The sequence below is a fragment of the Microbacterium sp. NPDC089698 genome (assembly GCF_044749045.1).
GTDB lineage: Bacteria > Actinomycetota > Actinomycetes > Actinomycetales > Microbacteriaceae > Microbacterium.
On the sequence record NZ_JBIVHE010000008.1, the window covers coordinates 116,987 to 128,229 of the forward strand.

Annotated in this window: 12 protein-coding genes; 6 read left to right on the plus strand and 6 right to left on the minus strand. The window is 70.6% G+C overall.

Annotation, left to right across the window (positions count from 1 at the left end):
* Positions 1-157: 157 nt before the first annotated feature.
* The gene (locus ACIPY5_RS18820; protein WP_309339108.1) at positions 158-994 is read right to left on the minus strand and encodes a M23 family metallopeptidase; all 837 of its coding nucleotides are present in this window, start codon (positions 992-994) and stop codon (positions 158-160) included.
* 24 nt (positions 995-1,018) lie between these two features.
* On the opposite strand from ACIPY5_RS18820, the gene ACIPY5_RS18825 reads away from it, so the two are divergent.
* On the plus strand, positions 1,019-1,165 hold the full coding sequence (locus ACIPY5_RS18825; protein ID WP_309339111.1) for a hypothetical protein: 147 nt from the start codon (positions 1,019-1,021) through the stop codon (positions 1,163-1,165).
* A gap of 65 nt (positions 1,166-1,230) precedes the next feature.
* Here the strand turns inward: ACIPY5_RS18825 and ACIPY5_RS18830 are convergent, their stop codons facing one another.
* Both ACIPY5_RS18830 and ACIPY5_RS18835 read right to left on the minus strand, forming a co-directional pair.
* Positions 1,231-2,061 carry a M23 family metallopeptidase gene (locus tag ACIPY5_RS18830; protein WP_400973509.1) on the minus strand — a complete coding sequence of 277 codons (831 nt, stop codon included), beginning with the start codon at positions 2,059-2,061 and terminating at the stop codon, positions 1,231-1,233.
* Positions 2,062-2,345: 284 nt separating this feature from the next.
* Complete coding sequence (locus tag ACIPY5_RS18835) at positions 2,346-3,038, minus strand: metal-dependent transcriptional regulator (RefSeq protein WP_309339117.1); 693 nt, start codon at positions 3,036-3,038, stop codon at positions 2,346-2,348.
* A 194-nt stretch (positions 3,039-3,232) separates the two neighbouring features.
* Between ACIPY5_RS18835 and serC the strand changes: the two genes are divergently transcribed.
* Positions 3,233-4,345 carry a phosphoserine transaminase gene (gene serC / locus ACIPY5_RS18840; protein ID WP_400973512.1) on the plus strand — a complete coding sequence of 371 codons (1,113 nt, stop codon included), beginning with the start codon at positions 3,233-3,235 and terminating at the stop codon, positions 4,343-4,345.
* A 92-nt stretch (positions 4,346-4,437) separates the two neighbouring features.
* Here serC and ACIPY5_RS18845 read toward each other — a convergent pair whose 3' ends face one another.
* Entirely contained in the window at positions 4,438-5,142 is a 705-nt protein-coding gene (locus ACIPY5_RS18845; protein ID WP_400973514.1) for a DUF3027 domain-containing protein, read from the minus strand.
* Entirely contained in the window at positions 5,135-5,515 is a 381-nt protein-coding gene (locus ACIPY5_RS18850; RefSeq protein ID WP_251446244.1) for a cold-shock protein, read from the minus strand. Before ACIPY5_RS18850 ends, ACIPY5_RS18845 begins: the two co-directional genes overlap by 8 nt.
* A 115-nt stretch (positions 5,516-5,630) precedes the next feature.
* Here ACIPY5_RS18850 and ACIPY5_RS18855 point away from each other — a divergent pair, with 115 nt between their 5' ends.
* The 3 genes from ACIPY5_RS18855 to ACIPY5_RS18865 all read left to right on the plus strand — a co-directional run bounded on the left by ACIPY5_RS18855 (position 5,631) and on the right by ACIPY5_RS18865 (position 9,413).
* A complete protein-coding gene (locus tag ACIPY5_RS18855) occupies positions 5,631-5,906 on the plus strand; it encodes a multidrug ABC transporter ATPase (RefSeq protein WP_292723193.1) in 276 nt (91 codons plus the stop codon).
* A 23-nt stretch (positions 5,907-5,929) separates the two neighbouring features.
* Complete coding sequence (locus tag ACIPY5_RS18860) at positions 5,930-7,705, plus strand: helicase-associated domain-containing protein (protein ID WP_400973518.1); 1,776 nt, start codon at positions 5,930-5,932, stop codon at positions 7,703-7,705.
* A 64-nt stretch (positions 7,706-7,769) separates the two neighbouring features.
* Positions 7,770-9,413 carry a DNA repair helicase XPB gene (locus ACIPY5_RS18865; protein ID WP_400973521.1) on the plus strand — a complete coding sequence of 548 codons (1,644 nt, stop codon included), beginning with the start codon at positions 7,770-7,772 and terminating at the stop codon, positions 9,411-9,413.
* A 417-nt stretch (positions 9,414-9,830) separates the two neighbouring features.
* On the opposite strand, the gene ACIPY5_RS18870 is transcribed toward ACIPY5_RS18865, so the two are convergent.
* Positions 9,831-10,424, minus strand: coding sequence for an NADPH-dependent FMN reductase (locus tag ACIPY5_RS18870; RefSeq protein ID WP_309339133.1), 594 nt, complete (start codon positions 10,422-10,424; stop codon positions 9,831-9,833).
* 123 nt (positions 10,425-10,547) lie between these two features.
* On the opposite strand from ACIPY5_RS18870, the gene ACIPY5_RS18875 reads away from it, so the two are divergent.
* The gene (locus ACIPY5_RS18875) at positions 10,548-11,240 is read left to right on the plus strand and encodes a response regulator transcription factor (protein ID WP_292720678.1); all 693 of its coding nucleotides are present in this window, start codon (positions 10,548-10,550) and stop codon (positions 11,238-11,240) included.
* Positions 11,241-11,243 lie beyond the last annotated feature (3 nt).

Below are 11,243 nucleotides of genomic sequence, written 5' to 3' on the forward strand. Positions count from 1 at the left end.
CTGCGGGCAATGCCGAAGAACGAGTCGACCGAGGGCATCCGTGGTTCGGATGCTCGGTATTCGTCCCATCGTGTTCCTCCGCCCTTGCGACGACGGAATCAGGCTAACCCATGCCCCGGCGACGACGCGGAGAACTTCCGGTGAACGCCGAGCCGGATCAGCGGACGTTGACCTCGAGCCATGCGAGCGGGTCGATCTCGGTGTTGTTCACGAGCACCTCGAAATGCAGGCAGGATCCGGACACCCAGCCCGTGTTCCCGACCTCGCCGAGGTACTGGCCGGCGGTCACGCACTGCCCCACCCCGACCGCCCGGCTGCCGTAGTTCATGTGCCCGTAGAGCGTGGAGATCGCGGCGGAGCCGCTCAGCGCGGGGTGGGCGAGTTCGATCGTCTCGCCGTAGCCGCCGTAGCTGCTCTCGGAGATCGTGACGCAGCCGTCGGCGGCGGCGTAGATCGGAGTGCCGATCGGTGCGGCGAAGTCCTGTCCCATGTGGCTGCGACCGCTGCGGGCCGCGCCGAAGCCGTCGCTCAGCGTGTAGGAGCCGGCCGCCATCGGATAGATGACCTGCCCGGGGTTCGCGATCGGCGCCATGTTGCTGCGGACCGACGCGACGGCGGGCTTGGCGGCGGCGGCCTCCGCCGCGGCCTTAGCGGCCGCGACAGCCGCCTCCTGCGCCTTCTTCTGCTCGATCTCCTGCGGAGTCGTCGCGGTGAACGAGCCTCGTGTGCCGGCGACGGCCGTCGCCTCGGACGCGACGACGATCGACTGCGCGTGACCTGCCGCGATCTGCTGAGCGGTCGCCGGCGAAGCGGTCGCCGGCGCGGCGCCGGTCGCGAGGGCGGGCAGGGCGATCGCGGTCACCAGCGCGCCCACCGCGGCGAGCACGGCGAAGGTGCGGATCGGGCGCACGACGGATCGGGAGACCGGGTTCTTCGCACGCTTCGGGGAACGCGTGACGACGGACGTATCGGTCTGTTCGAGTTCTTCGGCCAAGGGCTTCCTCCAGGCCTCGGCGCCGTGCGTCGGCTCGTCCGTATTCTCGTGCTCGCCGGGATTTCGACGGGCATCAGGATGACCACGGCGGTGACGAACCGGGAGGCGGCCGCCGGGGTTATCGCCGACGGGCTTCTCGTCGACGACCTCCCCGACGTTACCCGATCGTGATGAATCTGTCACCCCCGGATCCGGAACGACCGATCCGAGCGGCCGGCGCAGACGGCTGATGCCGATCAACCCGCGTTCGCGGCGAGCCAGGGCTCAGGATCGATGACCGAGCCGCCGATGCGCACCTCGAAGTGCAGGTGGGATCCGTAGGAGTTGCCGGTGTTGCCGACGAGGCCGATGAGCTGGCCCGCGGAGACCTGGTCGCCCGCCTCCACCATACGGCTGCCGTAGACCATGTGACCGTAGCGGGTCTCCACCATGGTGCCGTTGAGATTGCTCATGATCATCATCGAGACGCCGTAGCCGCCGATGCTCTCGGCCGAGGCTGTCACGGTGCCGGCCGCAGCGGCGTAGATCGGGGTGCCCTCGGGGGCGATCATGTCCCAGCCCTCATGGCCGCGACCGGAGCCGGGGCCCTCGCCGGGGGTGAAGCTGGTGACCGGGTAGCGCACGGCGCCCGAACCAGGAGCGACCAGCGCCATCCCGGCAAGAGACGGGCGGGAGCTGCTGGCCGTCGCGGCCGATGCCGCGGAGGCGGCGGCAGCGGCGGCTCGCGCAGCGGCGGCCTCCTCGGCCTTGCGCTTCTCGATCTCGTCGGGCGTGGTCGCCACGAACTGTCCGCGCGTGCTCGGGGCCTGCGTGGCCTCGGACGCGACGACGATCGACTGCGAATTGCCGGCGGCCAGCTGCTCGGTCGTGACCGGAGCGGCATCTGCGGCGCCGCTCGTCGAGACGAACGCCGGGAGGGCGATCGCGGCGACCAGGGCGCCGACGGCCCCGAGGATCGCCACGGTCCGCACCGGGCGCACGAAGGCGGCGGATCGGGTCGCGGCCTTCTGACGCGCGGTCGGGTCGGCGCTCGTCCGACTCGTGGTCTCGATCGTGGTCTCAGGCAAAGTCTGTCCTCCGGCCTCTGCGCGAGGTCGCGCCGGTCCGTCGTCGATCGGGTCGGTCCGCACAGGTTCGGACACAAGTCTCCCCACGGCGGCGACGGGCCGATGAGGCGAGCGCCGTGGAGTCCGTCGACAGGCTTCTCGCCGACGGCCCTCTCGACGCTACCGGAAAGTCACGAACGTGTCACGCTGCCCCAAGGATCCGCTGAACGCCGGTTTCCCGCGGATCCCGCGACGCGCGCACAGGCGTTGTCCAGACAGCGCCCTCCCGAGCGTGGCGGAGGTCCTCAGGCGACGAGGAAGATGTGCGAAGCGAGCTCGACCGGGAGCTCGAGGCCCTCGTCCTGCCCGTCCACCTCGATCAGGACGTAGCCCTCGTTGAAGCGGAACCGGCCGCGGGCGCCGGGAACCACCCCGGCGTCGCGCAGCTGCTCCAGCAGCTCCGGATCCACCTGCGCCGGCTCGGCGAGACGGCGCACGGTGCCCTCGGTGGGCGTGCCCGCCGTGTTCATGTGCTCGACCAGGCCGATCACGCCCTCGTCGAAGGTGCGGGCGGGGGTGCCGCCGAGCTGGTCCAGACCCGGGATCGGGTTGCCGTACGGCGACTCGGTGGGGTGCCCCAGCAGCTCGACCAGACGGCGCTCCACCTGCTCGCTCATCACGTGCTCCCAACGGCAGGCCTCGTCGTGCACGTAGGCCCAGTCCAGCCCGATCACGTCGGAGAGCAGACGCTCGGCGAGGCGGTGCTTGCGCATCACGTCGACGGCCTTGCGGCGCCCGGTCTCGGTCAGCTCGAGGCGGCGGTCCTCGGAGACGACGACGAGACCGTCGCGCTCCATCCGGCCGACCGTCTGCGACACCGTGGGACCGGAGTGCCCGAGGCGCTCGGAGATCCGCGCGCGCAGGGGGACGATGTTCTCCTCCTCGAGTTCGAGGATGGTGCGGAGGTACATCTCCGTGGTGTCGATCAGATCTGCCATCGATCCCCCTTGTCGTGCCGCGGATGCGGTCGCCTGCTGTTAGGCAAGCCTACCTTCTGCGGATATGCGCCGGCTCTGCACTCCCTGCGGCGCCCCATGCCCGGCAGCGCAGGATCGCCGTGCGACGGCGCAGGGCCCGTCGCGTGCCGTCATACGGGCGGAGGAGGCCCCTCCACGGCACCTAGAATCTGTGCATGGCGATCGAGATTCCCCGCGAACTTCTGCCCGTCGACGGCCGCTTCGGATGCGGCCCGTCCAAGATCCGCCCCGAGCAGGTGAGCGCCCTCGCCGCCGTCGGGTCGAGCCTGCTGGGCACCTCGCACCGCCAGGCGCCGGTGAAGAACCTCGTCCGCAGCGTCCGCGAGCAGCTCGCCTCCCTGTTCCGCCTTCCCGGGGGCTACGAGATCATCCTCGGCAACGGCGGATCCACCGCGTTCTGGGACGCGGCCGCCTTCGGCCTCATCGAGAACCGCGCGCAGAACCTCGTCTCGGGCGAGTTCGGCGGGAAGTTCGCGAAGGCCGCGGCGGCACCGTGGCTGCAGGCTCCCGATGTGCGGAACGCCGAGCCCGGCTCGCGCGCCGAGGCGGAGATCGTCGAGGGCGTGGACGTCTACGCCTGGCCGCACAACGAGACCTCGACCGGTGTCGCCTCCCCGGTCCGCCGCGTCGCCGCGGATGGCGCGCTCACCGTGATCGACGCGACCAGCGCCGCCGGCGGGATCGACTTCGACGTGACCGAGACCGACGTCTACTACTTCGCCCCGCAGAAGAACCTCGGATCCGACGGGGGCCTCTGGTTCGCGGCGATGTCGCCCGCCGCGATCGAGCGGATCGAGCGGATCGCCGCATCCGGACGCTACATCCCCGAGTTCCTCAGTCTGAAGAACGCGGTCGACAACTCGCGCCTCGAGCAGACACTCAACACCCCGGCGCTGACCACGCTGCACCTGCTCGACTCCCAGCTGCAGTGGATCAACGGCAACGGCGGACTCGCCTGGGCCGCCGCGCGCACGAACGAGTCCTCCCAGGAGCTCTACCGCTGGGCGGAGGCGAGCACCGTGGCGACGCCGTTCGTCGCCGAGCCCGCCGACCGCTCCCCCGTCGTCGCGACGATCGACTTCGACGATTCGGTGGATGCCGCCGCCATCGCGAAGACCCTGCGGGCGAACGGCATCGTCGACACCGAGCCCTACCGCAAGCTCGGCCGCAATCAGCTGCGCATCGCGACGTTCGTCTCGATCGAGCCGGAGGATGTGCGTCAGCTCATCCGCTCGATCGACTATGTGCTGGAGCACCAGGGCGCCTGAGCCCCGCGGCGATACGAGAGAAGGCGCCTCCTGAGGGAGGCGCCTTCTCTCGTATCCGCTGCGCTCCCGAGTGCTGCTCAGGAGGCCGAGGCTCACTCCTCTTCGGAGTCCTCGTCGTCGGAGTCGTCGTCGGAATCGTCGTCCTCGGAATCGATCGAGTCGTCGAGCTCGTCGATGTCCACGCCGTCGAGGTCGCCCGCGTGCAGACGCGGTGCCGCCTCGTCCACGTCGTCGTCCAGCTCGTCGTCGTCCAGTTCGTCCTCATCGAGATCGTCGTCGAGGTCGTCGGCGTCGGATCCCTCCTCGAGCTCATCCGCGGGAAGATCTTCGGCCTCACTCGCCTCGGCGTCGTGCTGAGCCGAGGCGGCGAGCTCCGCCTGGTGCGCGCGGTAATCGGCGAGACGTTCGGCCCACGGCACCCACTCGGGTGCGAGAAGGGCGCCGTCGCCCGGCAGCAGTTCGGCCTCCAGCACGGTCGGCTCCTCGTCGCCGACCTGGGCGACGGACACCGTCCAGTACCAGCCCGGGTAGCCGCCGAGCCGGTTCTCGAAGCGCAGGGAGAGGACGCCGTCGACCTCGGGGAGGTAACCGGCGGCCGGCCCCACCGACGCCGCGGGGGTGATCTCGTGCAGGGCCACGAGCGCCAGATCGCGTGCGCCCAGCAGGCGCTCGCTCACGGGCAGCACGGCGACGGGTTCATCGGCCGAGAAGCGCTCCTCGACCGCCGGCGCGACCGCCCCGGCCGCGACCTGATCCGCCTCGACCGGCTCGACGCCGCTGACGTCGCTCTCAGGCATCGAAGTCCTCGGCCACGTTGCGCAGCACGGCGGCGATCTTGCGGCCGTGGCTGGACGAGGGGTAGCGGCCGCGGCGGAGGTCGCCGCCGATGCCGTCGAGCAGCTTCACCAGGTCCTCCACGATCACCGCCATGTCGTCCGCGGGCTTGCGCTTGGTCTTCGCGAGGCTGACCGGAGCCTCGAGCACGCGCACGGACAGCGCCTGCAGACCGCGCTTGCCGTCGGCGACACCGAACTCGACTCGGGTGCCGGCCTTGACCGCGGACCCGGCGGGGAGGGACGTGGCGTGCAGGAAGACGTCCTGGCCGTCATCGGTGGTGATGAAGCCGAACCCCTTCTCGTCGTCGTAGAACCTGACCTTGCCGGTGGGCATGGGAGAACCTCGCTGCAATACTCGGGCGCCGGATCCGTGCGGATCCGACCGGGACGCGTGCGGAAGCCCCGCACCCCACCAGCCTACCGGTCACGGAGCGGGTAGGCTGGGACGGATGAGCACTCGGCAGCCTGCCCCCGAGCCGGAGATCCGCCGGATCGACCGGTTCCTGACGTTCGGCGCGCTGACGCTGGCCGCACTCTCCGTGATCTGCTTCTTCGTGATCATCATCGCGACCGCGGTGGGGATGAAGCAGGCCGATTTCACGCACGGCGCCTGGCCGGTCGTCGGAGTGTTCCCGTTCTGGGGCCTGCCGATCGCCTTCGTGATGATCATCGTGCTGCTCATCATGAGCTTCGTGCGGAGAGGCCGCGCGGCGCGGCGCTCCTGACGCCGCCGCGAGCTGTTCTCCCCATGAGCACCCATGCGCGCCTTCTCGCCGAGGCGCTGTCCGCGCGCAACGACGAGGAGCTCGCCGCGCTCTTCGGCCGACGAGAGGTGCGCCCGGAGGCCGGCTGGAACGACTTCTTCGACGCCGCCGAGGCGCTGCTCGACCCGTCGTCCCTGGCGCGCGTCCTGCCACGGCTGACCCGCGCCGAGGCCCGCGGACTCGTGGCGGCGGCCGCCGGCGCGGATCCGGGTCCCGTCGCGGAGTCCCTGCGCGAGCTCGCGCTGATCTCGCCCTCCGGTTCGACGCTGCCCCCGTCCGTGGCCGCCGCCGTCGCCGGGCGCGACGCACCGGGCACGGCGAACGCGGCCACCCCCGGCTCCGATGCCTCCTCCGAGGGCGGCGATGAGCCTTCGGCGGCGCGCGCGGCCGAGCGGGCGTTCACCACGGTCGCCACCCTCGCCGACGCGCTGCTCCTCGCCGAGGAAGGACCGCTCGCGCTGCTCGCCGGCGGCACGGTCGGGCTCTCCGAGAAGCGAAGGCTGAGCGAGCGCGGCCTCCCCGACGATCCGGCGCTGCTGGACGACGTCCTCGCGGTCGGCACGGCCGCCGGCCTGCTCCGGCCGATCGATCGCGCCCTGCTGCTCTCCGCCGCCGGTGCGGCCTGGCTCCGGCTCCCCGGCGCCGAGCGGTGGGCTCGGCTGGTCTCCGGCTTCCGCGACGCGCTCCCCGAGGTGCTCCGCACCGAGGACGGCGGCTGGATCCCGCTGAGCGAATGGGCCGACGAGCACCCCTGGGATCCCGCCTGGCCCGCCCGCACCGATGCCCTGCTCCGGCAGGCCCGGCTGCTGGGACTCGTGGTGGACGAGCGTGCGAGCCCCGAAGGCCTCGAGGCTCCGTGGGCAGAGGCGCCGCGGCGCGGCGCGGATCCGGATCCCGCCGCCCTCGCGGCCTTCGTGCCCGCGGAGGTCGACCGGATCTTCCTGCAGAACGACCTCACGGCGATCGCCCCCGGCCCCCTGCTGCCCGCGCTCGACCTGCGGCTGCGCGGCATGGCCGCGCGGGAGTCGGCGAGCCAGGCCTCGTCCTACCGCTTCACCGCCGATTCGCTCAGCACGGCGCTGTCGGCCGGCGAGACGGAGCAGGGCGTCCTGACCTTTCTCGAGGAGATCTCGCTCACCGGAGTGCCGCAGCCGCTGCGCTACCTGCTGGCGCAGAGCGCGAACAGGCACGGCCAGGTGCAGGTGGGCACCGACCCCGAGTCCGGGCGCACCCGCGTGCGCAGCCGCGACCCGCACCTGCTGCAGGCGATCGGCGTGGATCAGGCCCTGCGTCCGCTGGGCCTCGTCCCGGAGGACAGCGCGGAGGACGGCACCGTGCTGACCACGCGCGTCAATCGCGACACCGTGTTCTGGGCGCTCACCGATGAGCACTACCCCGCGGCTCTCGTGGACGCGGCGGGCGCCGTCGAACGCCCGGTGCGCACCACCGCCGAGAGCGCTCCCCCGCCGCCCTCCGACGCGCAGCGCTATGCGGCGCTCATCGCGCACCTCCGCGAAGCCCGCGAGGGCGACGCGGACGCGGCCTGGCTGGAGCGCGAGCTCGAGCACGCCGCGAAGCAGCGCGCCGTGCTCGCCGTCCAGGTGGCGATGCCCGATGGCACGGCGCGGGAGCTCGTGCTCGAGGTGACGGGTTTCGGAGGCGGGCGCCTTCGCGGCCGAGACAGGGCGAGCGACGTCGAGCGCACCCTGCCGATCCGTTCGATCCTGTCCACCCGCGCGATCGAGGACACCGGATCCTGATGCTCCGCGGTCGCGCCCGGCGGCGGGCGCCTGCTCCCCGGGACGACCGGTAGACTGATCCGCTATGTCCGATGGCCCGCTGATCGTCCAGAGCGACCGCACCGTCCTGCTCGAGGTCGCGCACCCCGACGCCGAGAGCGCCCGTCACGAGCTCGCGATCTTCGCCGAGCTGGAGCGCGCGCCCGAGCACATCCACACCTACCGGGTCACCCGGCTGGGACTGTGGAACGCCCGCGCGGCCGGCCACGCGGCCGAGGACATGCTCGAGACCCTGGACCGCTGGTCACGGTTCCCCGTGCCGCCATCCGTGTCGGTCGACATCCGTGAGACCGTGAACCGCTACGGCAGGCTCGTGATCGAGCGGGACGACGAGGGCCTGCTCATCCTCCGCTCGACCGACCCCGCGGTGCTCACCCAGGTCGCCGGGAACAAGCGGATCCAGCCGCTGCTCGTGGGGCATCCCTCCCCCGACAGCTACGTCATCGACGCCTGGGCCCGCGGGCAGATCAAGCAGGAGCTGCTGAAGATCGGCTGGCCCGCCGAGGACCTCGCCGGCTACACGCCGGGGACGCCGCATGAGATCACCCTGGCCGAGGACGGCTGGACGATGCGCCCCTATCAGCAGGACGCGGTCGACGCGTTCGCGAAGGACGGATCCGGTGTCGTCGTGCTCCCCTGCGGCGCCGGCAAGACGATCGTCGGCGCGGGGGCCATGGCCGCGACCAAGACGACCACGCTCATCCTGGTCACGAACGCCGTCTCCGCGCGGCAGTGGCGCGACGAGCTCATCAAGCGCACCAGCCTGACGGCCGAGGAGATCGGCGAGTACTCGGGGCAGGTGAAGGAGGTCAAGCCGGTCACGATCGCGACCTACCAGATCCTCACCGCGAAGCGGAAGGGCCAGTACGCGCACCTGTCGCTGCTGGACGAGATGGACTGGGGTCTCGTGGTCTACGACGAGGTGCACCTGCTGCCCGCGCCGGTGTTCAAGCTCACCGCGGACCTGCAGGCGCGGCGACGGATCGGGCTGACCGCCACGCTGGTGCGCGAGGACGGCCGTGAGGGCGACGTGTTCAGCCTGATCGGACCGAAGCGCTTCGACGCGCCGTGGAAGCAGATCGAGGCGCAGGGCTTCATCTCCCCCGCCGCCTGCTACGAGGTGCGCGTGGATCTGCCGCCGGACGACCGGCTCGAGTACGCCGCCGCGACCGACGACGAGCGCTACCGCCTCGCCGCCTCCGCGCCGGCCAAGATCACCGCCGTCCGCGAGTTGATCGCGAAGCACCCCGGCGAGCGCATCCTCGTGATCGGGCAGTACCTCGACCAGCTCGAGGAGCTGTCCCAGGCGCTGAACGCCCCGTCGATCACCGGAGCCACTCCCGTGGACGAGCGCGAGGAGCTGTACCGCCAGTTCCGCGAGGGCGAGATCGAGCTGCTCGTGGTCTCCAAGGTCGCGAACTTCTCGATCGACCTGCCCGAGGCCTCGGTCGCGATCCAGGTCTCCGGATCCTTCGGCTCCCGCCAGGAGGAGGCGCAGCGGCTCGGGCGCCTGCTGCGCCCCAAGCAGTCCGGGCACACCGCGAGCTTCTACACGCTCATCGCACGCGACACGGTCGATCAGGACTACGCGCAGAATCGCCAGCGGTTCCTCGCGGAGCAGGGCTACAGCTACACGATCATGGACGCCCACGAGCTCGAGGCCGCCTGACCCCGCCCTCCCCCATCGCTTCCTTGTCGCTTCCTTGTCCGCGAGACTCCAACTCCGCGACGAGACTGCACGCGCTGAGCGCAGTCTCGTCGCCCAGTTGGAGTCTCGCGGTCAGGAGGTCGGGCCGGGGATCCGGATCCGGCTCAGGCAGGCGGTGCCTGATCCGGCCTCAGCCCGCAGCGCCAGCAGGGTGCGGCGGGATCGTCCAGCAGCGCGCCGCACTCCGGGCACACCTTCGAGAGCCAGCACGCGGCGTCGCCCCCGCGCTCCTCGTCATCCACACTGCCCTCGCTCTCCGCTCGCCCCCCGCCTCGCCCCCGCTCGCTCTTGTCCGCGAGGCTCCAACTCCGCGACGAGGCTGCACGCATAGACCGCAGTCTCGTCGCCCATTTGGAGTCTCGCGGTCAGCAGGGCCGGTCAGGTCTGCGGGATCACCGTCAGCACGCGGGCGGTGAACTCGGCGAAGGCGGACATGAACTGGCGCAGGAACTCCTCGGTCCCGGGCGTCGTGACACGGCCGTCGTCATCGATGAGACCCGGCGAGTAGTGGATGTAGGCCTCGGGCGCTGTCATCTGCCGCGCGTTGAGGAAGCCCAGGGTCCCCCGCAGCGACTGCTGACCGACCGCGGTGCCGATCGCACCCATCGATGCACCCACGACACCGGTCGGCTTGTGCGCCCACACGTTCTGGCCCCAGGGCCGGCTGCCCCAGTCGATCGCGTTCTTGAGGGGGCCCGGCAGCGAGCGGTTGTACTCGGGCGTGACGAACAGCACCGCATCCGCACTCGCCACCGCGGCCTTGAAGTCGAGGGCGACCTGCGGATAGTCGGCGTCGAAGTCGCGGTTGTACAACGGCAGGTCGGCATAGGAGATCTCGAAGAACTCGAAGCCTTCGGGGGCCAGATGCGTCAGCGCGTTCGCGAGGCGGCGGTTGATGGACTCTCTGGAGAGGCTGCCGATGATGATGCCGACACGGTACGGACCTTCGTGCTCGATGATGTCGATCTTCATGGGTCTCACTCTGCACCCGGAGGGGCCTGATCGTCACGCATCCTGAGCCGTCGCATAGCCATTCCCTAGGGAAGTTCCGCCCGCAATCAGCGCGAACACGGATCGGGTCACCATAATGGGGGCATGACTGAAGCGCGCATCCTGGTCGTCGACGACGAACCCAACATCCGCGATGTCCTCTCCACGGGCCTGAGCTTCGCCGGATTCTCGGTGAAGACGGTTGCCAACGGCGCCGCCACGATCTCGGCAGTGCTGGAGGAGGAGCCCGACCTCATCATCCTCGACGTGATGCTGCCCGACATGAACGGATTCAGCGTCACCAAGCGACTGCGCGGCGCCGGATTCACGGCGCCGATCCTGTTCCTCACCGCGAAGGACGACACCGAGGACAAGATCGAGGGCCTGAACGCCGGCGGCGACGACTACGTCACCAAGCCCTTCGCCCTCGACGAGATCGTCGCCCGGGCGCAGGCGATCCTGCGTCGCACGATGCAGGCGGACGAGGAGTCCGTGATCCGCGCCGGGGAGCTGTCGATGGATCAGGACACGCACGACGTGTTCGTCGGATCCACCCCCATCGAGCTCAGCCCGACCGAGTTCAAGCTCCTTCGGTACCTCATGCTCAACCCCAACCGCGTGCTGTCGAAGGCGCAGATCCTCGACCACGTCTGGGAGTACGACTTCAACGGCGACGCCGGCATCGTGGAGAGCTACATCTCGTATCTCCGCCGCAAGATCGATCCGCACACCGAGGAGCCGGTCATCCAGACCAAGCGCGGCTTCGGCTACATGCTCAAGGTGGGGAAGTCCGCGTAACGG